We start from the raw sequence: 21,487 nt of genomic DNA, 5'->3' as shown, positions 1-21,487 counted from the left end.
CTTGACTCCTGATTGCATCATAGTAGATTTACACAATGGGAATTCCCGTATTATTTCTCCCGTTCTAAAACAATTGTCGGAGGTAAACTATGGGACACACCCTTACATTCGAAGTACCAGAGAAAGTGTATAATTCGTTGAGAAAATCTGCGGCACATATTGGGCAACTCCCAGAAGTTTTAGCTGCTAATCTCTTGGCTGAGGCAACTGAGCGTCTTGAGAATGACCCATTGGAGGAGTTTATAGGAACATTAAAAGGCTCTATTCCCAATTGGGCAGATCATCACGACCAATACATTGGAAAATCAGTAAGAGATTCAATGAATGACACAACAGACAATAAATCTTCAGACATCTGATATTTTTGCTGATACAGCAGGTTGGGGCCACCTGGTTGACGCTAGTCAGCCGTATCATTCTCAAGCTGCATCTATTTATCGCAGAGCGAGGCAGGAAAAGCGCAGATTCATTACCACCAACTATATTCTGAACGAATTGGTCGCTTTGCTGATCAGTCCACTACGAGTCCCCCGACCAAGAATTGCTGCATTCATGGAGAGTTTGAAATCCTCTCCAAATGTAGAAATTATCCATATAGATGCTGCTCTCGATAGGCAATCGTGGGAATTTTTCAAACAGCGAGATGATAAGGAGTGGACTCTTGTAGATTGCTCGAGTTTCGTCCTGATGCAAGAGCGTCACCTGACAGAGGCATTTACGACAGATCACCACTTCGAGCAAGCGGGTTATATATGCTTGTTGAAGCCATAAAGCCTGATATACTCGCTGAATCTTTGTTTTACCATTTTATTTTATTCCTCTCATAGCATTTCATGATACCCAATCTCTTCTGCTCTGAAGATCGCATCCCTCCACAGCTACGTTTATAAGTCTGCTGTTTTTACATCAACCCTTGAATCATTCAGAACAATATCTAAACCCAATCACCTTCCAAAGGAGACCGTCATGGACAAAGTTCTCATCATCGTTGGAGACGCCACAGAAACCGTCGATACGCTATACCCATTTCTAAGAATACAGGAAGACGGATTCACCCCCGTTGTCGCCGGTCCAGACAAGCGGCGCTATCAAATGGTACTCCACGAAATCTCCCCCGGCTGGGACATCACCGAAGAATGGAAAGGGTATTCGATCAACGCCGACATCGCCTTTCGAGACGTTGACCCCTCCGAATACGTCGGCATCTTCTTCTCTGGCGGCCGCGCCCCTGAATACATACGCGACGACCCCGACCTCATTCGCATCACGCGCTATTTCTTTGAACACAACAAACCCGTTGCCAGCGTCTGTCACGGCGTCGAAATCCCATGTCGCGCAGGCGTAGTCAAAGGACGGCGCATGGCCTGCGTTTGGAAATGTCAATTTGACCTCGAAGTCTGCGGCGGCATCTTCGTCGATGAACCGTGCGTCATCGACGGCAATCTGGTCAGCGGCCGCGTGTGGAACGACCATGGGCAATACATGAAACACTGGATGAACCTGCTCATCGAAGAACGCGAAAAAATGAAAACCCGCGAAACAGTCGCAGCCGATTAAAGGACCCCAACATGATCATCTCAGACCTGTGCGAGATTGAAGGCCGACAATTTCCCGCACGCAGAAGAACACAGCCTGTTGCAGGTACTGGCACCCCCATCCCCACAGAGGAATTCTCCGTAGGATTTGTCACCTTTGAACCCAACGGGGGGCAGGTACCCTGGCACAATCAGGAACAGGAAGAAATCTACTTCGTCATAGAAGGCGAAGGCGAAATGTGTCTCGGCACCGAAAAACAACTCCTGAAAGCTGGTCAGGCCGTGTACATTCCCCCGGGAGAATACCATCAACTCACCAACACGGGCGACGTACCCCTGAAAATGATCTACTGCTGTGCCGCTGGCTTTGTTGCACATCCGCAGCAGGAAATGACCGGCACCCTGCCGAAGGCAGGCATCGACGTACCGCCCCTGCCCGATGGCGCGCAACCGCAGCAGACTGCCCCACCATAAACGCGAACAAGGACGGACCAAATGCCAACTTCACAAACATCATCCCCAGACCTGGGCCACTTGCAACCCCGTGGCACGCGCCGTCTCATCTACGTCAGCGACCCTTCAAACACCACCAGCCACCTCAGCGTCCCGGCGGCCAAACCCGAAGAACTGCGACAGATCGTTCGCAATTACGCCTCCGCGGGAAGTATCGACACCCTCGTACAGGAAATCTTCGCCGAAGCAATGACCATGTTCTGGCGAACCGACAAATGCCCCTACGACATCCGTCACCAGCACCAGCGCCTGGTACCCATTATGGACACGGGCGTCATGCCCGTCGAAATCTATATCGACGAATGTCATAAGCAGGGCATGGAATTTATCGCTGGCTTTCGAATGAACGACCGCCACGGCCACCACACGGAATTCTTCAAAAAACTCTGCGACGAAAAACCCGAATGGGTACTCAGAGAATACAAACCCTCCACCAGACGCGCACCGCCCGAAAACCGCAAATACGGGTGCTCCTTAAACTACGCCATACCCGAAGTACGCGCCTTTCTCCTCGCCATCATGGAAGAAGTCGCCAACCGCTTCGACATCGACGGCATAGAATTTAACTTCACCCGCCTGGCAGAATGTTTTCCCAGAGCTGAACTATCACACAGCCACAGCACCATGACCGGCTTTATCCGACAAGTCCGCAACATGCTGGACAACGCCCATTCCCCAACAGGCAGAGACCGAAACCTCATCCTCGGCGTCCGCGTACCCCAGCAAATGGCGGGCTGCAAAAATCTGAGCTTAGACGTACCCACCTGGATCAAAGAGAGCCTGATCGACTATGTCGCACCCGGAGATTTTGGATTCACTGACTTCAATGAAAAATACGAAGACTTTGTATCAATAGCCCGGCAGCACGACTGTTATGTCTATCCCCAGGTACAACCCAGACTCAGTATCGACACAGAATTTCTCATGGACATGCCCCAATACCGCGCCGCATTGCAAAACTTCTATGCCGCAGGAGCCGACGGCTTCTCGACCCAGAATTACTTCTTTCACTGGGGACCTCAGTTTGAACCCCCGGGAACTAATGGCGCAAAAAACCCCACAATGTATCCAGCGGCAATGAACGACCTCGTAGAATTAAAAGACCCGCAAAACATCGGCCCAGATCGACACTACACATTCCGTTCACTCTGGGCAAATAGCAAAAGCCTGGGCGAGGTCTATATCAAAGAAGAACTCGTCCTCTCCCGGCAAAAAACGGGACAACGAGAAACCTTCAGATTTCGCCTGTGTGAACATCTTCCCTCCGAACCCATTCCCTCAGAAAATACTCTGACCTTCTTTGCACAGGGCTTGTCAAAAGACGACGCACTCACAATCGACATCAACGGCACAAAAATCCCATCTCAAAACCTGAAATGGACCTGGGCCAATGACGACCAACCCCCATCGTGTACAATCGCCCTATCAAACCCGCCATTTATTTTTGGCGACAACCACCTGGGCCTGACCCTTGAATCTGCGGAGAATATTGATGGGGACATCGTCATTGATCACATAGAATGCGGGATCCGATCCCAGACAGACGGCCAATAGCCTGCGGACAAATACAAAACACAAAACGCCCTGGTAGAAGTGTTTCTTTTTCTCCACAAGAGATGTATCTTGACTTCAAGAAATTTTAATAATATCCTGAAGAAAGACCCATAGATCCTGTAGTCATCTGCGCCACAACAGAAAGGAAATGACATGGATACACAACCAGGCAGACAAGATCGGACGACATATCCGATACAAGACGATGTGCGACTGGAAGTCTATTGGCGAAATGACCGTGCCGGTTACGGACCCGCAGCATCTGTGTATGCATATAATCAGGAAGTTTTGCGTCTGGACTGCTTTGGAGAGGCAAAAAAACACGGCGGAAAAGGCCATTGCCACATCAACCTGAAACAGACCAGGGCAAGGCAATGGATGTACCCTCCCGGAACGGTTCGAGACCACATTGAGCACGCAATGCACGATTTGAAACACAACCTGCGTTTTTGTCTCACGACAAATGTGGATGAAAGGATTCAGCAAATCGAAATCGATCAGGAAACACTACAACCGATTGCCCAGGAGGTCGAAGCAAAAATGCTGGCATTTGCAGACAAGCTCGATCTATAATCAGGCGTTCCTTGTGGCTCTGAGAGGGGCTGCAAGGAATATTTGATCGAATTCTCGAAATGCTATTGCAAAAACATCTCGAATAACCGGAGCGTACTATGGGCACCCTGCACGGACATATTATCGACAGCGCGACAGGCGAACCGATCAACGCCAAAGTACACGTCCTGACCGCCAACGGTCGTTTTTGCCACCCGCGCGACGCCATGCTCAAACGCGGACCCGGCACGCCCTTCTTCTTCTGCGATGGCGAATTCGAAGTTCAAGCCTCGCGCGGGCGTACCGACATATTGGTCGAACGCGGCACGGAATACGAGCCCGTCCGCACCGTGGTCGAAATGCCGGAAAACGGCGTCAAAGACGTCGAAATCACCCTCAACCGCTGGTACATCCCACAGGAAAACAACTGGTATCCGGGCAACACACACATCCACTACGACGAAAAAGAAACCCGTCCCGATGACCGACTCGCCATTGACTGTAGCGTGGAAGGCTACAACGTCACCGTCGTAAGCGTCCTCGACAGAAGGCAACTGCCCTACGCCAGCAACAAATATCCCATCGGCGTGATGAACGAATTTACCACCGCACATCACGTACTCGACATCGGCGAAGAAAACCGCCACTACGGCGAAAACTCGCCCTGGGGGTTCGGATATGGACACGTCATGTTCCTCAACATCCGCAACCTCATCCAACCAGTCAGCCGCGGGCACATCCTCACAGCGCAATTCGACCCCGACTATCCCCCCCTGTGCTTTTGCTGCGACGAAGCCCGCGATCAGGGCGGCATTGTGATATGGTGTCACAATGGTCGCGGCATGGAAGCCCCCATTGCCGCGGCACTGGGCAAACTGGACGCCTTCAACCTCTTCGACCCCTTCTGGATGGACCCCGAATACGACCTGTGGTACAAACTGCTCAACTGCGGCATCGCCTTGCCCGCCTCTACCGGCACCGACTGGTTCGTCTGCTCCAACAACCGCGTCTATGTCAATACCAAAGGCGCGTTTTCCTACGAAAACTGGATTACCGGTATGAAATCGGGCAATACCTTCATCACCAACGGTCCCGCCATTGATCTAAACGTAAACGACCAACCCATGGGCACCACAGTTGAATTGCCCTCTGGCGGCTCGCTCGACATAGAATCCACATTCACATCCTATTACCCCATTCACTGCGCCGAAATCGCGATGAATGGACACATCATTCACAGGGAAAACTATCCCGAAGGCAAACGCGAGGGCGCTATTCGCCACCGGGTCAACATCGACCGCGACAGCTGGGTCGCTGCCCGGCTCTGGGGCAACCAGCGCGACAGCTTTGACCAATCGATCTACGCGCACAGCAGCCCGGTCTATGTTTCCTGCGGCCGCCCCCCTGCCGAGCGCAATGAATCCGCGCAGTATTTTCTCAACGGCATTGAAGACGCGCTCAAATGGATCGACACCTATGGCCGCTACAACACAGACCAGCAACGCGAAGAAGTCAAAGACCTCTTCCGACAAGGGCGAGAGGCGTACGCGAGTCTGACAAATTAAAACCCAAAACAAGAAGCCTAATACCATGACCGAAGAAGAAAAATATCTCTTTGACCTCAACGGGTATCTCGTCGTTAAAAACGTTTTGACCGAAGACGAACTCGCCCTGGCGAACGAAGCGGTTGACCGCCACCTCGACAAGGGGCGTATTCGCCCGAGAGAACAGCGTCTTGATGGCGACTCACCAGCCCTTGAAGGCACGCATGGTCGCGGCGAACTCGGCAGCCTCATCCACTGGGACGAACCCTGGTGCAATCCCTTCCGCGACATGCTGGCACACCCTCGCATAGTGCCTTACCTCAACGAAATACTCGGCAAAGGCTTTCGCATCGATCACCAGATGTTTCTGCTGTGGATGGACAAAGGAGCCGAAGGCCATCGCTTCCACGGCTCCTCTGGACCTGGATTTGACCCCAACCAGTATTATATATTCAGAGATGGCAAAATGCACAACGGCCTCACCGTCGTCTCCATCCAACTCACCGATGTCAACGCAGGCGACGGCGGCCTCTCCCTCATACCCGGATCACACAAAAGCAATTACCCCTGTCCGCTGGAAATGCGCCTCTACCAGAAACACCAGGAACACATCCGCCAGATCACCTGTAAGGCAGGCGACGCAATCATCTTCACCGAAGCCGTCACACACGGCACCCTGCCCTGGAAAGCGAATCATCCACGGCGGTCAACGCTCACCCGCTACACCGCCGGCAACATGGCGTATGTACGCGCCTACGACATACCCGAATGGGCAAACGAACGGCAACGCGCAGTCATGGAACCGCCCTATCACACGCGGCTAAATCGCCCAACACTCGAAGAATGATCAAGTCTGGGCATCCTGCGAAAGAGCACATCCCGTATGAAACCAATCACGAGAAGAGCACTCATCCGTTCCGGCCTTGCCTGTTGTGCGATCGCCCCATGGTTAAAAACTCTGATAGCAAGCGCCAACACTGGCCAGCTTGAACCACAAACAAGGAGGCACACCATGACACGGACATCATCTGGCGTCACCGACACCGAGATTGTACTCGGTGTATCCGCCGCGTTCTCTGGTCCATCCCGGGGTTTGGGCATCGAACTGTATCGCGGTGCCAGTGCGTATTTCACACACATCAATCAGCAAGGGGGTATCGCGGGACGCAAAGTAGTTCTCAAAACCTATGACGACGGCTATCAACCCGACCCCTCCGTCAAAAACACCCTGAAATTGATGTTGGAAGACGAAGTATTTTTGCTCTTCGGTTATGTCGGAACGCCCACCGTAACCCGCGTGCTCCCCATGCTCAAAAAATTCCAGGACAAAAACATCTTCTTGTTCTTTCCATTCACCGGTGCGCAACCCCAGCGAGAACCGCCTTATGGCGACTTCGCCTTTAATCTACGCGCCTCCTACCGCCAGGAAACCGCTGGTCTCGTGGATAATTTTGTCCGCATCAACCGAAAACGCATTGCCGTATTCTATCAAGCCGATGCTTATGGTCGCAGTGGATGGGCCGGTGTGAGAAGTGCCCTGAAACGGCACGGAGAGCAAATAGTGGGCGAAGCGACGTACCGCCGCGGAGAAAAATTCACCGGCAGCATGCGAAAACAGGTCGAAATACTAAAAGCATCAGACCCGAAAGCTGTGATCTGCATCGGAGCCTACGCAGCTTGTGCGGCCTTTGCGCGCGACGCCGTCAACCTCGGCCTGCGCGTTCCAATTGCCAACCTATCCTTTGTTGGAAGCGAAAACCTCTTGAAACTCCTCACCGAAGGACAGGACAACAGCGAGTCATATACGCAACTGCTCGTAAACTCCCAGGTCGTGCCCAGTTATGAAGAAACATCCACGCCAGCGGTCCAGGAGTACCGCGAATTGATGCAACAATACGCCCCTCAGCCACCCGAAGAATTGGTGAAAGAAGACTACACCCCTTTCGCGCAGAGCTTTGTCAGCCTCGAGGGATTTCTCAACGCCAAATTAATGGTTGAAATTCTGCGCCGTCTCGGCGACGACCCGCAGCGAAGCCAGCTCGAAGACGCGGTCTTCAGCATTCGAGATTTTGATCTGGGCATCGGCGAACAGGTCTCTTTTGGTCCAGATCGACGACAGGGACTACAACGAGTCTATTACACCATTGTCGAAAACGACCGTTTTGTCACGCTGGATAACTGGGAAGACAGGTTTGGCACAAAATGAAAATCAAAAAACTCTTTCAAAAAACGCGGTTCGGCATCTTCGCGCTATTTGGTATGATCAGCCTGTCAACATCCGCCCTGTGTATTTATACGGTCGATACACACTTGTCGGAGGAATACGAAAACAACAGCAAGAACATCGCGAAGACCATCGCCGACTCCAGTGTCGATATTCTCTTAAATCGGGATCTCGCAGCTCTGCAGTCGCTCATTGATCAATTCGTCGAAATCCAGAGCATCAAATACATCTATATTACAGATGAATCAGGTGAATTTCTCGCCCACACATTCGTGCCTGGCATTCCCGAAGTCATTCGAGCGGACGACCCATTTAAGACAGAAGCCATAGAACGCAACCTGCCCGGAATGGGTGACTTCGTAGAAGTTGGCAGTCCAATTCTGGCGGGCATTGCCGGCACCGTTCACGTGGGCATGGACACGGGACTGATTGCGCTCAAAATACAACGGGCAATCGGAAGGCAGGTCTATCTCATCTGCATCATACTCGTGGTAGGCTTCTTTGCTGCGATATGGCTCGTCAACCTCGCGGCTAATCCCCTCGGCGATCTCCTCGCTTATGCAGTGGGTCGCGCGCGCGGTGAAGATGGAGCCTCGGACGACAAACTGCTATCGCGTGACGACGAGGTCGGACACCTCGCCAACCTCTTCTTCTATCTTTCCAAAGGTGAAAAAAGCGATCAATCGGACACATAAAAATGCCAAACCGAGAAATACAGATCCCGCGATCAGTCATCGCGCTCTTATGCACGCTCCTGCAACTCTGTTTCGGCACCGTGTACGCGTGGAGCTTCTTTCAAACGCTCCTGGTCAGGCAACTCGGCTGGACATTCACAGAAACCGCATGGGCCTTTAGCATCGCCATCTTTTCACTCGGCACATCCGCAGCCTGGGCAGGCGCGACGCTGCCGCGATTCGGACCTCGCAAACTCGCAGTCGCGGGCAGCATCATGTTTTCCGGCGGCTATATGATTGCAAGCCTCGCCCTTCATCTGGACTTTATCCCGCTCTTTTACCTGGGATACGGCGTTATCGGCGGTGCGGGAATTGGGCTTGGCTATGTAACGCCAGTTGCAACCGCGGCAAAGTGGTTTCCAGATCGCAAGGGTCTGGTGACAGGCATCGTCGTGATGGGATTTGGCGTGGGTGCATTTCTCTTGAGCAAAATTTTGGCACCCTTTCTCGTACTGCGAACAGAATCGGATCTAACCCTTGTCTTCTTGTGGCTCGGCATTGTATTTGCCTGTATCCTCTTGCCCTCCAGCTTTGTGTTGAGCGATCCCAAAGCCGCAGTTGTACCCGCCGCTGCTGACGATGACCCCATGGAATTTGAAGACACCGTTGCGCCCTATCTGCGGTCTTCTGAATTTCTCCTCATGTGGATCGTATTTTTTTTCAACATCGCCGCGGGCATCTCGGTCATCAGTTTCCAGTCGGAACTCCTGCAAGAAGTTTGGGGATTCGCGGATCCATCTCTGGAACCGATGACGCTCGCCGAATATGGCGCCACGCTCATCGCCGTCAGTTCCCTGTGCAACGGCGTGGGGCGGCTCTTCTGGGGATTGCTATCGGATCGCATAGGTCGCGTTGGCGTCTTCAGAATCTTACTCGCCAGCCAGATGATCGTCTTCGGCATCTTGATGACAGAGCGCAACCCCTGGATCTTTTCCGCACTCGTCTGTTATGTATTGTTGTGCTTTGGCGGCGGCTTTGCCACAATGCCATCTTTTGTTCTCGACGTTTTTGGCAGCAAAAAAATGTCCACAATCTACGGAGCAATACTAACCGCCTGGGCAGCAGCGGGAATCTTTGGACCGCTCTACGTGGGGTACCTGAAAGACCAATACCCCGACCGCGCAGTCATATATTGCTTCTTGATCGGAATTTTTATGCTCGGCCTCGGCTACGTCTTCTCCTATTTATTAAACGACGACCGCATTCGCCTTAGTAGGCCAACACTGGAAAGCACCCTGCGCCAGTATGGCATTTTGCCCCGATAATATCGACTATCCAAATCTGAGGAATACGCATGTCTGAACTTCCACAACCGACCGAAGACCTCACACAGGTCAAAACACAACTCGACACCTACGGTTATGGCCTACTCGCCAACGCGCTCAATACGGAAGATCTCTCAAAAATAAAAACCCGTCTAAAAGAACAGGCCATAGCCGAAAAACAACGCGGGCTTGCATTTGAAGACGGGGGAGCAAAACAGAACTGGGGGGATTTTCGAAATAAAACAGGACAGGTACGCGCGGGGGCGTTTACACAATCGGCAGGAGGCGTCAACCAGCGCGTGTGGATGCTGATCAACAAAGGTCGAGTATTTCAAGACATGCTATTACACTCAGAGGTCCGCGACATCGTGGATCACGCACTGGGCAATGATTATCTGCTATCGAGCCATTCGGCCAACATCGCCAAACCCGGCGGCGTTCCCATGCGCCTGCACACAGACCAGTGGTGGATGCCCATGCCAACGCGCGCAGACCGAACGCATTTACCCGCAGGCTCTATCAGCCGCGAGCAAACCGATGAATCCCATACCGCATCCATCTGGCCCCGCGTCGTCATCAACGTAGTATGGATGATCGGCGACTTCACCGCAGAAAACGGCGGCACCCGCATCGTCCCCGGCAGCCACCTGTGGGGACGACGCCCGGACAATCCCGACGACAACACCATCGAAACAGTTGCCCTCGAAGGTCCAGCCGGCACAGTTGGATTCCTCGACGGACGCATCTGGCACGGCACGGGAGCCAATATAAGCGATCAACTGCGCTGGGCCATACTCACCACATTCTGCGGACCCCAATTCCGTCCACAGGAAAATTTTACCATAGGCACAGCGCCCGAAGTCCTCGCCGAGGCATCGCCCGACCTTCTCTCTTTACTCGGATTCAAAGTGTGGAATGCCTATGGGCGTGTCGAAAGCCCAGCCGTAGAATATATCCAACCCGGTGAACAATCCCTGGGTGAAATGCGCCCCAACCTCACATCTGGGAGAAACCCTTAAACACGCAGCTTTGTCAAAATAGGTAGGGGGTGAACGGTTCAAGGTGGGCCGCCTGACATTGGTCGGTGGTGCGGGCAACCGCATAGGGTTCGATTCCCTCACCCTCTGCCAGCCTACCCAAACATCTCTTTTGCAAACGCCAAATTCTTCTTACCCGATGCCACAGGGTCATCCCCCCCTGGCGTTTCAAAAATCAGCCACCCCTCATAACCGATCTGTGCAATCGCATCTCGACACGCGGGAAAATCCACATCGCCCTCGCCCAGATCAGAACGCCGCGTATCTTTAATATGAATCAATTGTGTGTGTTCAGATAAATCAACGAGCATATCGACCGAATCGTACCCGTATTGCAGCGCATTAGCCGTATCTTGATACACCCCCACCATCTCAGACCCCACGCCATCGCAAATCGTTCTCAATAACCCCGGTGAAAAACTCGTCTCCAGAGCAACCTTAATACCTTCATCTTCTGCGACAGGGGCGCATCGCTTCATGTCCTCAATCAACAATTCTGCATGCGCGCTCGACATATCGAGATTCTCCCCATCGAAATACGGAAGCAAAATACCGACACCCCCCATCCCCTTACACGCGCGAATCCCCTTTTGCACAAGACCCACCACGCGATCGCGCACAGCCTCATCTTCCTCATTCCCCTTGTATTCTCGAAACAGGGCAAAACTGATCGAACACGCTTGCGCGCCCGTCTCCTCAACCCATCGTCCAACCTCCTCCCGACCCGCCGCACTCAAAAGCCAATCCAACCGCTCTTCCTCTCGCAGCACAATCTCCACCCCATCAAACCCAATATCCCCTGCTGTGGCAAAAGCATCTCTTCCCCAATCCATATTCAGACTCGCATTGCGAATCCCGTACAAAAACATAGCAAATCCTTTCATAAATGTTGTAAACCTCAAAACCCCTACGCCTCATACGGCACTCCGGTGCGCCGCAATTCCTTAGTCACTGCAATCTGACACGTAACATAACCGCCCATATAGCCCGTAGCATAGCCGGGCCGCGCATCGCCAATCGTGCCCACAATCATATTGGCGTATTCGTACGTCGTATCGTAGCGATCAATAATCAGCGCCACCATCTCCAGCCATGCCAGCCTGAGAGCCTCACCCCATTCAGCCGCCCGAGCACTCGTCAGATACTCCTCAGCGGCCTCTACCACCGTAGTCGTCTCCACCACCGGACTGCTATTGGGAAACCCGGGAGAGCGATCCACCTTTATGGTAATCGCCGCATCGATCTCCACACCCGCACCTGTCAACTCGCCATCGCCCATCCGTGCATGGACATCGCCCAAAGAGAGCAACCCCCCGGGCTTTTGGGCGCGAATATGCACAGTACTGCCCGGCTGAATCGCATTAAAATCCATATTGCCGCCGTGGTCAATCGAATGAGCCGCCCACGGTTCGAGCTGAACCACACCAACCATAGGGCGCACCGGCACCACAAAATCCGGCGGAAAGTGGATCAACCCATCCCGCACAGGCGCCACACAACGCCAGTTGCCCCAGTTGGGACCCCCATTGCGATAAAAACCGTAGGGACCCACCTCAATAGCGATAATCTCAATAGCGACCCAGTCATCGGGCGCAATCCCCTCAATGCGAAAAGGACCACCACGACGGGCATAACGGCGGTGGCTTTCCCCAGAAGTAATCATCCCCGCACGGGTCTCACCAGCAGCCTCAAAATCATTATCAGCCCCGCCGACCGTCTCAATAACCACTGTCTCACCCAGGGCAAGCGTACCCCGCACCTCGCCAATAGCCGGATCATCCGGCCCGCTATAGTAAGGTGTACGCGTAAAGCGACGCATGATAAATCTCCTTATATAATGGGAATCTTTACCGCGATCCAAACCCAAAAAATCATTCCAATTGACCTTTATGGCCCGCCTCAATCGCTTCGCACAACCTCATCGTCTTGATCGCATCCTCAAGCGTGCTCCACGGCTGCGTATCGTTTTGTATGCACGCCACGAAATGCCGGGTCTCGTTAAAGTCGGGACCACCGACCAATTCCAGATCCAATTCGCCCTCAAACGGCTCTCCGTCTGCATAGATCTCACATCTGGGGCCACTCGTGAGATCCACATACGCGCTGAAGTCCTCCGCATGCGCTTCAAACCGCTGAATGCGGTATCCAACAGCGTAGTGGCTCATCATCACGCCCCGGCAGCCACTTTCGAACTTAATCACGGCATTGTGGCGCATCTCGGCAGGGTGGGAAGGCGCAGACCACGCCTCTGAGTAAACCTCAATGGCGTCACCTGCCAGCCACCGCAACAGATCCACATGATGGATCGCGTCCAATCGGATAAGATGCCCGACATCCCGGACCTTGTCCCCAATATGCGGCTTGTTGTACGTCGCCGCCACGTGAACGGGTCCGCCTCGATCTTGCAGCATGGCCCGAATCGCCAGCACTTCTGGAATGTACCGCCTGTTCACCGAGACAATCGCTCTGGCACTGGATCGCTGTTCGGCCTCCATCATCCGTCGGGTCTGATCCGAACTGATCCCCGGCGGCTTCTCTACCGAAGTGTGCAGCCCGGCCTCCAGACAGTCGATCACAATGTCGGGCAGTGGCCCCGGAAAGGTCACAACATAGACCACGTCCAATTGCACCTTCTCGATCATCTCCCGGTAATCCGTAAAAAGGGACGTCACCCCGTGCGTTTCTCGCGTGTGCGCCAATCTTTCTGGATCCAGGTCTGCAACCGCAACCAACGCCATTTCCGGCTCGTCCTGGATCATCCTGAAGTGGCTCTGTGCGTGACCCCCCGCACCGATAATCCCCACTCTTAGCTCTGACATCGTCGTACCCCCTCTTTCAAATACAGTGAGACCCAAACTCGCGGTATTCGCGCACGGGCAACTCGTGATACTCGCGCACCAGCTTTTCCAGACGTTCACATGCCAGTTCAAAAATACGCGCACCCTTTTCCGCGCTCGCAACAAACGCATCGCCCATAATACCCGTATCCTTTTTCGTATCGCGCCTCCGCTCGGCAAACTCCGCAAACGACAGATCATCACTAAACGGCCTCGTCCCCGTCAAATCGCTATCAATACGGCTCTTATCAACGAGATGTTCGCGCAAATGAAGCTGCACAGCCGTCTCCCACTCCCCGGCGTGTCCCACGCCTTCATTTGTCGCACTCCACTCCCGCAACTCCTTATCCACCATATCCCACCAGCTAAATGACAGCGTAAAAATATTCTCCTCTGCCACCTGCCACGAAACAGCGCGACAGGGCGCCGCATTGCCCCCGTGTCCATTCACGGAAATGATCCGCTTGAATCCGTTCGCATAAATACTGCGAAAAATATCTGCCAGCAAATTCTGAAACGTCTCCAAACGCAAATTAATCGTACCGGGAAATCCCATGTTATAATGCGTAAACCCCGACCACACCGGCGGCGCAACAATCACAGGGAAATCATCCACACTCTGGGCAACAGCCACCGCCATATAGAACGGCGCCGAAATATCCACATCCATCGGACAATGTGGCCCGTGCTGCTCCACAGACCCCACCGGAACAATCACCACGGGATCGCGCTCCAAAGCGTCCTCAAACTCGTGCCGCCACATCTCCTGCCACATCACCTTCTTATTACTACCATCATAAGAAGCTCTATACATAACTGAATCCTCCCAGAAACTCACCCTATTGCGAACCGCAAACAGAAGTTTTGCGATAGTTCTTTCGGTGTAAAAATCACGCGCGTGACTACCTCATCAGTGCGCCCCTCTTTTGATTCCTCTTCAAACCGCTTGACCGAAAACGCACCCGGTGTATCCACTGCCGAAAGTGTAATACCCTCGCCTTCGGGACCAATCTGAACCAAATTCCCGTCAACTTGTACATCCTCAAACGTAATAAACCCCTCCTCAAGCGTCTGCGGCACACCGTCAAACACATAGAGATCTTCCATCATCAGCATATTCCCATCCAGCACAAAGGTGCGCGTCAGACTCTTCACCGTACCTTCGGGATACGCGTGTGTCATATCTATCACCGCGCGTTTTTCGCCCTCACCATTCAAATTCTCTACCTCCAGCGTACCGAAATACTCCCCGCCGGGCTGCTGCAACTGCCCATTGATCACGGGCACAGAATGGCCCAGCGCATTGCAAAACAGAATATCGTAGCGATCTGGACCAAAAGTTTTTCGACTATAAGCAGGACCCGCAGGATCCGTCAACCAGAGTGCGCCCCCGCGATGCACAATAAAACTGCCGATATCGTTGTGGTTGTGAGGCACCCCATTATTCCCCGCCAGACACATCAGCGTCAACTGATCTTTCCCGGGCACCCCTCGCAACTTCGCCTGTCCCAAATCGGACAAAACATAATCTTTATCATCCGCCTCTATCTCCACCTCAAACCCGGAATACATCGCCAAACTGTGCATATCCCGCACCTTCAACGTATGATCCGAATGCTTATCGCACAGAGCGTACAATTCGGGCATATCAAAAAACGCATTGACAATCATAGCAGACCGCGCACCCGTATATCCGTGGCTCGAATCCGCAAACGTCGAGCGCAACGCGCCCTGAATATGCGCCGCGAGCGGGTACTGGCATATCCGATGAATTTTACCGGTCTCATCCACCATCAAATTCAATTCCCCATTGGTCTTCAAATACAGTGCATAGGCAACGTACAAAAAATGCCCAAAACCGTATTCCCAATACCCCGGCCCCTCTTCGCACCCGCCATCATCCGTAAACCCATCTATCGCATACGTCAAATTCACAATCGCCGCGTGGGTCATATGCGCCAGCACCACGGGATCCTCAATCTGATACAGCGCGGCGCGGATAATCTCGCCATTGCAAACGTGATTCCAATTCATCCGCACGGTCTTCCAGAAATCCAGATGCCTATAATTCCAGAACGGCTCAAAAATATGCTCCTCAATCTTCCGCGAAACGCGCGCTACCACTTCTTCTTCCAGTTGATCACCCAGAACATGTAAAATTTCTGCAAACGCAGCACCTAACGCAGCCGATCCCAGATCAATAGCTCGACCTTCGTGTGCAGCCATCACCCAGGTATAATCGTCGCAATACGCCCAGAGCAAATCCTGCAAATAATCCACATCGGCATTGGGATGTCCCAGCCACAAAGCCATCGCTGCCCGCTCCAACTCGCGCCTGCGATTGCCCGCCACAGCCTGTGGCAAATTGCGATCTCCAACCCGCTGATAATTGCGAAAAGCCGACCGCTTCAACACGGGAATATCCCGGCTCCCGTCCAGATTCTCGCTCAAATCATCCCACACCCCATTCTTCTTCGCCAACCCCCTCGCCCGCTCCACCGCCTCTGCATCCTTGAGATACGGCGCAGGTGACCGATCTGCATTTCGCTCGTAAATCTCCGCCAGATCGGACATCGCAACATCTCGCAGCAACATCTTCACCATATTCACCTCTCAAAAAATAAAACAGCCTATCCAAACCGATCCACTTTCAGTACAGACAAATCAATAGAAGGCACTTCATCTGAAATCAATTCTGCCACCAGCTTTCCGGTAACAGGACCCAGAGAAATGCCAATCATCGCATGACCAGCAGCGACGATCACATTCTCAACCCCGGGAGCGCGACCGAGAAATGGCACCCCATCAGGCGTACAGGGCCGCAAACCACACCAGATTTCTATCATATCGAGATAATCGGGACTCAAATCGGGAAAATACTCGGGCACAGCCTTGAGAATAGCCTGCACGCGCCGCTGATTGATCGAAAAATCAAGCCCCGCCAATTCAAGCGTACCCGCAAACCGCAACATATCCCCCATAGGCGTAATACCGACCTTTGCCTCTCCCAGAGAAAACGGCATAGCCGGACAAACATCAGGCCGCTTAAAAGTAATACTATACCCCTTGGCAGGTTGAATAGGCAGATTGATATGAAGATCACTGGCAATCACAGGCGACCACGACCCGCCTGCCAAAATAACGTGCTCCGCCTGGAAATCCCCCCGATTCGTCTTCACAGCAACCACGCGACCACGCGAAATCTCAAACCCCAGAACCTCTGTCTCCCTATGGATTCGAACACCCTTTCCACCGACATACTCCGCCAACCCGCGCACAAAGCGGTGCGGCACGAGATGGGCATCCTCGGGAAAAAATATCCCCCCAATCGCCCGTATCCGAACCCCGGGATTTAATGCCGCAATCTCATCCGCATCGAGAACCCGCGTCTCAACCCCCACTGACGACAAAAAACGCGCGTCCTTAACCGCCTTTGCCAACCCCCTCTCAGTTCTATATGCCGTAATCGTCCCCCGCTTCTCAAACCCAAAATCCATGCCCTTGATCGCTGCCATCTCTTCAAACAACGCCACACTCGCCATATTCATCGCCCGAATAACAGGCGTAGCCCTCGCAACATGATTCTCATTACACGCACGGCGAAAATGCCACAACCAGGACATCAAATCCCGGTCCAAACGCGGCTTAATATAAAACGGACTCTCTGGATTCAACATCCACTTCAGACTTTGAGACACCACCCCCGGAGCGGACAGTGGTATGCTGTGACTCGGCACAACAAGCCCCCCATTCCCATACGAACACCCCGAACAAATATCGCCTTTATCAACCAGCGCCACATCTCTACCCACAGCATTTAAATAATAAGCCGAGCAAACACCGATTGCTCCACCGCCAACAATCAATATCTCCGTCTCTTCGCTCATCTGTAAAGACCTCAATCAACTCAATTCGACAATTAGACAGTAACGTTACAATCACAGCCAGTGTGCGGCGGTGTCCCAAATCGGATTTAGTGATGTTACACAGCTTTAAGAAAATTTGCGTTGCTTGTCGAAAGTGTTGGTGATAATTTCACCTTTTTCTCTTTGTTCTGTCTTCGACGACTTACTTTTTGTCACCAGCAACAAAAAGTAAGCAAAAAATGCCGCTCTCAAACGCCGAGGGGCTGGCACAGCGCAAATCGCTTGTGTGCAAATATAAAAGAAGGTGACCTGCTGTGTTGGATGCAAGATGGATGTACAGTGCGAGACGGACTCGCACGCTGTGCCTAATGGCTTTTTGTCTAACCGTGTTTTATGATGGAGCATTTGTGATAGCTTATCTGAAGTCCTGCTTAATATCAATGATTGATTTGACGATTAAATTGTTACAGAATATAATAGTTTTAATCCTAACTCAAACAAATTTGACAAAAGGAGTCATAGATGGAAAGTATTCATACTGTCAAAATCCAACATCAGGACAGCGGAGAAATCTATACTGCTAAAATCCAAAAAGATGGCGAGTGGTGGATTGGAGAGATACAAGAAATCTCCGGGATAAATTGCAAAGAAAGAACGAAAGAAGAATTGCTGGAAATCCTAGAATTAGAGTTTTACGATATTTTAGAATATGATGCAGATAAGGAGGCTTGGGATAAGGTCAGCGATGCTTACTATGATACTCTCTCACAGATGCATACAGCAGTCTCGAAGCGAGACTACAAGGAAGCGGGCCGGCTCGTGCGTCAGAATCTCGAATATATTTCAGACTTTTTAAAAGAATACGTTAGTGAGTTCAATTCCTCTGGCATTGATTTTAACTTTACTGAGATGTATAAAGGTGGAATGATTCTTGCCCTTCTCGGTGACGATCAAGGGCTCGCGCGGATGCGAGAAATTGTCACTTCTTTCCCTATACTTAAACCGTTGATCAAAGAAGTCAATCAACATCAAAAGGACCGGCATCTTTTTCAAGCTATCATAGACGCTGTTGCGGCACATCCACACTGTCTTCAGACCGAAGTCAAAACACTAATCGGTGAAGAGGATGGTTACAAAGTTGCCAACTTCATCTCACATCTCGAGAAAGCCGGAAAGATCGTTCGCATCAGGGCAGGCCGCACATATAAGCTCCTGGCATCGGACTCACCAGATGTTCCTGAGCCACCTCTGAAGCGAATCGTCAGGTCGCATCGGACTCACCAGAAGTCTCCAAAGCTGAGTAATATTGATGTTTCATCACTCAGCTATGTGCCATTGCCTCGCGCGCCTCGCAAATTGCACCGTTGGGAAGACGGTTATAGGCAAACAACTATCCCCGAATTACGGGACTACTTTGAAGTTCATGATGCCGCTTGGCAAGTTGCGAGGATAGAAAACATACCGCTATCAGAGCGCCCAGACAACGCTTTTCGCCAGATGCACTACACCAACTCTGGCCACTTCATGATTGATGATCGTGGTCACGCAAAAGATCTTGATCAAATTGAAGCTGCTGCCCTGCGCTACGACCGAGTCGGTGAATTGGCGGCAAAGAAAGGGTTGCTACATGGCGTCTATCGTGTGAGTGTTCATCCGTTTGGTCATGGGCTTATCGCTATGTCACAGGACTGCCTCATTCACTCTTACGACGACCACCTCGAGCCTAATCTGGAGACCGCCCTTGTCGAATACTCCGAGATCCTTGCCATCAAGAATCACTGCGATATCCCAGATGATCAACTCAAGAACCATATCCGTTGCGTCTCGCTGTCACAAAACGCGGACTGCTACATCTTCACAGTGGAAGACAAAGCTTGGTGCGTGGATATAGATGGCAATGGCCTTTGGGGCTGTAAATTGCCGGTTACAGATGACTGGACACAAGTTGCTATGCCGAGCACGGAGTTCATTGTCGGAGAGGACACAATCTTGCAGTTCGCCGAACCTGTCGACTCCGCTGACTGGATCTACGCTGCCGGTTTCGCTACGAGTTCGAACTCAGTCTATCTCGCCAGCTATTCTGGTCGGGTTGTTCTGGTTGATGAGAAGGGAAAGGGCGTACTGGTTTACGATATTGGGAGTGTACCTCGCAGGATCGTTGACACTGGCGATTATCTTTATTTACTAACAGACACAAAACTCTATGTGCTCCGAGACAATGTGCTTCACGCCTTTATTGACACTTTCGGCGGTGGTGTCAACGTCGTTGATATAGTCATTGCACAAACTGGTTTTGGGTTGCTTGAGGATAAGCGTCTGCGTTGGTTCCAAGAGGATGGTCAATATCTCGGTAGCGTGGTCTCCAAAAATCCCATCCGTCGCGTCTATTGTACGGGTACCGAGATGGTTGTAGAGACACGCCAGAGACGAGCAATCATTCAAGGCTCTCCCAAGTGGTGGGAATAGTGATGGGTATGTAGTGGCAAGTGGAGCCCCAATAGAGCCTTGTGCATCGTGCAAACATCGAATCGTGCAGAAAAATGGACTACGGAGATAAATTTTCCAACGCCTATATTCAAAGTACAATCAGAAATTTACCTGATCAGGATTCTCTGAATCTACTCTTCAGGAAAAAGAAAAATCTCGTTTGGAACATCACCTCCGAATAATTTCTCCTTACGAAGATTCTCCCATCTATCGAACCGGTTCTTCAACTTGCTTCTGACACTGGGCCAGAATAGCTGCATTGGTTCATTTTCTTCTGTGTATTCTGATTGCCAGATATAGTATCTTCTGTCAACAATCTTTGTGAACAAAATGGAAAAGCACCAGAATTCATCGGCCTCATCCACTTCGCACATCTTCGCAAACCAATATCGCGCCCAAGAGTTGCGTTCATAAGCGTACTGTGCTGCGTTATGTGCATCTCCAATAAAACCGTCTGTATCCTGATAGCGGTTGAGTACATCGACATTGAACTCACAGTGATCCGAGAACCCCGCAACCATGATCGCACGGGCTATTTCCGCAGGTTCTTCTTTTTTTAATTTCGCCTCGATATACTGACGCAACAAGTCTTGCTTGTCATTTAGATGCGCGGCGAGGACTTCTTGCGAAAGTTCGTGATCATTTGTCGTTCTGTCCAGGCGTTGAAAACGCAATTTGTTGAGAATCTCTGCATTCGGGCCACTCCAGATTGACATCGCGTCAAGAGATACCGCCGTAGGGTAGTAAGTAATGCGAACTAACGGATTACTATCTCTGACCTTGTGGAATAGTTTAGCTGCTTTACCTGGATTTGAATTGCCCAAAGCATAGGCAAGATGAAGGACCAAATTGTGTACTGCAGGAAGCCGGGATTTAGGCACGCTGATTAACATCTCGTACCATCGGTCCGCTAAATCCTCATTGGCTTCAACAATTGTGCGAAACTCGTCAAGATCAAATTTGCCAAGAATCATATCGCACTTCTGAGATGTAAGCTCATCTCTGAAGGCTAAGTAGGCATCGTATTTGCGTTTTTGTCGCTCCTCAACAGCCTCAGCACTTTCCGTGAGCCGCATCAATTGTTCAGCCAGATCAGCTGGTTCGTCGGGAAAGCTGATGAACTCTTCCGGACCGTCCTCAAAGCCGACCTGCATCTCAATATCGGGTGCAGTGAGACCAGTATCGATATTGGCAACACTGCAAATTGCGGCATCCACGCGCAAGGCAACTTCGCGAACTGCATCCTGCGGTTCTGTCGAACTCCACACCTGTGCCGCCCGGCCATAGTAGTTGAATGACATACAGTCAAGTGCATGGCTGTATTCTATGATGCCATACG

20 protein-coding genes are annotated in these 21,487 nt (G+C 51.8%); 13 read left to right on the top strand and 7 right to left on the bottom strand.

The window, feature by feature from the left end:
- Positions 1 to 89 precede the first annotated feature (89 nt).
- The 12 genes from OXH16_08370 to OXH16_08315 all read left to right on the top strand — a co-directional run bounded on the left by OXH16_08370 (position 90) and on the right by OXH16_08315 (position 10,940).
- Entirely contained in the window at positions 90 to 359 is a 270-nt protein-coding gene (locus OXH16_08370; GenBank protein ID MCY3681399.1) for a hypothetical protein, read from the top strand.
- Positions 325 to 771, top strand: a complete 447-nt coding sequence (locus OXH16_08365; protein MCY3681398.1) for a PIN domain-containing protein — start codon at positions 325 to 327, stop codon at positions 769 to 771. The genes OXH16_08370 and OXH16_08365 overlap by 35 nt, the downstream gene beginning before the upstream one ends.
- Positions 772 to 966: 195 nt before the next feature.
- Entirely contained in the window at positions 967 to 1,557 is a 591-nt protein-coding gene (locus OXH16_08360; GenBank protein MCY3681397.1) for a DJ-1/PfpI family protein, read from the top strand.
- Positions 1,558 to 1,568: 11 nt separating this feature from the next.
- Positions 1,569 to 2,009: a cupin domain-containing protein gene (locus OXH16_08355; protein MCY3681396.1), complete on the top strand. Its 441-nt coding sequence runs from the start codon at positions 1,569 to 1,571 to the stop codon at positions 2,007 to 2,009.
- A 21-nt stretch (positions 2,010 to 2,030) separates the two neighbouring features.
- Positions 2,031 to 3,602, top strand: a complete 1,572-nt coding sequence (locus tag OXH16_08350; protein MCY3681395.1) for a family 10 glycosylhydrolase — start codon at positions 2,031 to 2,033, stop codon at positions 3,600 to 3,602.
- A gap of 153 nt (positions 3,603 to 3,755) precedes the next feature.
- The gene (locus OXH16_08345) at positions 3,756 to 4,175 is read left to right on the top strand and encodes a hypothetical protein (protein MCY3681394.1); all 420 of its coding nucleotides are present in this window, start codon (positions 3,756 to 3,758) and stop codon (positions 4,173 to 4,175) included.
- 98 nt (positions 4,176 to 4,273) lie between these two features.
- Positions 4,274 to 5,719 carry a CehA/McbA family metallohydrolase gene (locus OXH16_08340; protein MCY3681393.1) on the top strand — a complete coding sequence of 482 codons (1,446 nt, stop codon included), beginning with the start codon at positions 4,274 to 4,276 and terminating at the stop codon, positions 5,717 to 5,719.
- A 25-nt stretch (positions 5,720 to 5,744) separates the two neighbouring features.
- The gene (locus tag OXH16_08335; protein ID MCY3681392.1) at positions 5,745 to 6,545 is read left to right on the top strand and encodes a phytanoyl-CoA dioxygenase family protein; all 801 of its coding nucleotides are present in this window, start codon (positions 5,745 to 5,747) and stop codon (positions 6,543 to 6,545) included.
- Positions 6,546 to 6,710: 165 nt separating this feature from the next.
- Positions 6,711 to 7,904, top strand: coding sequence for an ABC transporter substrate-binding protein (locus OXH16_08330; protein MCY3681391.1), 1,194 nt, complete (start codon positions 6,711 to 6,713; stop codon positions 7,902 to 7,904).
- Positions 7,901 to 8,617, top strand: coding sequence for a hypothetical protein (locus OXH16_08325; GenBank protein ID MCY3681390.1), 717 nt, complete (start codon positions 7,901 to 7,903; stop codon positions 8,615 to 8,617). Before OXH16_08330 ends, OXH16_08325 begins: the two co-directional genes overlap by 4 nt.
- Before the next feature lie 2 nt (positions 8,618 to 8,619).
- Positions 8,620 to 9,921, top strand: coding sequence for an OFA family MFS transporter (locus tag OXH16_08320; GenBank protein ID MCY3681389.1), 1,302 nt, complete (start codon positions 8,620 to 8,622; stop codon positions 9,919 to 9,921).
- Positions 9,922 to 9,950: 29 nt separating this feature from the next.
- Positions 9,951 to 10,940 (top strand): phytanoyl-CoA dioxygenase family protein, encoded by a 990-nt coding sequence (locus OXH16_08315; GenBank protein MCY3681388.1) that lies wholly within the window; start codon positions 9,951 to 9,953, stop codon positions 10,938 to 10,940.
- A 113-nt stretch (positions 10,941 to 11,053) separates the two neighbouring features.
- On the opposite strand, the gene OXH16_08310 is transcribed toward OXH16_08315, so the two are convergent.
- Genes OXH16_08310 through OXH16_08285 form a run of 6 tightly spaced genes read right to left on the bottom strand, consistent with a single transcriptional unit; the run spans position 11,054 to position 17,682 of the window.
- Positions 11,054 to 11,842, bottom strand: a complete 789-nt coding sequence (locus OXH16_08310; protein ID MCY3681387.1) for a sugar phosphate isomerase/epimerase — start codon at positions 11,840 to 11,842, stop codon at positions 11,054 to 11,056.
- Positions 11,843 to 11,865: 23 nt separating this feature from the next.
- Complete coding sequence (locus OXH16_08305) at positions 11,866 to 12,777, bottom strand: acetamidase/formamidase family protein (protein MCY3681386.1); 912 nt, start codon at positions 12,775 to 12,777, stop codon at positions 11,866 to 11,868.
- Between the two features lie 52 nt (positions 12,778 to 12,829).
- Positions 12,830 to 13,777, bottom strand: a complete 948-nt coding sequence (locus OXH16_08300) for a Gfo/Idh/MocA family oxidoreductase (protein ID MCY3681385.1) — start codon at positions 13,775 to 13,777, stop codon at positions 12,830 to 12,832.
- Between the two features lie 16 nt (positions 13,778 to 13,793).
- Positions 13,794 to 14,609, bottom strand: a complete 816-nt coding sequence (locus OXH16_08295) for a creatininase family protein (protein MCY3681384.1) — start codon at positions 14,607 to 14,609, stop codon at positions 13,794 to 13,796.
- A 20-nt stretch (positions 14,610 to 14,629) separates the two neighbouring features.
- Complete coding sequence (locus tag OXH16_08290; protein MCY3681383.1) at positions 14,630 to 16,399, bottom strand: heparinase II/III family protein; 1,770 nt, start codon at positions 16,397 to 16,399, stop codon at positions 14,630 to 14,632.
- Between the two features lie 26 nt (positions 16,400 to 16,425).
- Positions 16,426 to 17,682: an FAD-dependent oxidoreductase gene (locus tag OXH16_08285; protein MCY3681382.1), complete on the bottom strand. Its 1,257-nt coding sequence runs from the start codon at positions 17,680 to 17,682 to the stop codon at positions 16,426 to 16,428.
- Between the two features lie 501 nt (positions 17,683 to 18,183).
- Here OXH16_08285 and OXH16_08280 point away from each other — a divergent pair.
- Positions 18,184 to 20,127, top strand: coding sequence for a hypothetical protein (locus OXH16_08280; protein MCY3681381.1), 1,944 nt, complete (start codon positions 18,184 to 18,186; stop codon positions 20,125 to 20,127).
- Positions 20,128 to 20,279: 152 nt separating this feature from the next.
- On the opposite strand, the gene OXH16_08275 is transcribed toward OXH16_08280, so the two are convergent.
- Positions 20,280 to 21,487, bottom strand: a 1,208-nt coding sequence (locus tag OXH16_08275) for a hypothetical protein (GenBank protein MCY3681380.1), incomplete at its 5' end; no start/stop codon positions are given.

Source organism: Gemmatimonadota bacterium, from assembly GCA_026705765.1.
Taxonomy (GTDB): Bacteria; Latescibacterota; UBA2968; order UBA2968; family UBA2968; genus VXRD01.
The sequence above is the reverse complement of the archived record's forward strand: the minus strand, read 5'-3'. Positions and strand labels throughout refer to the sequence as shown.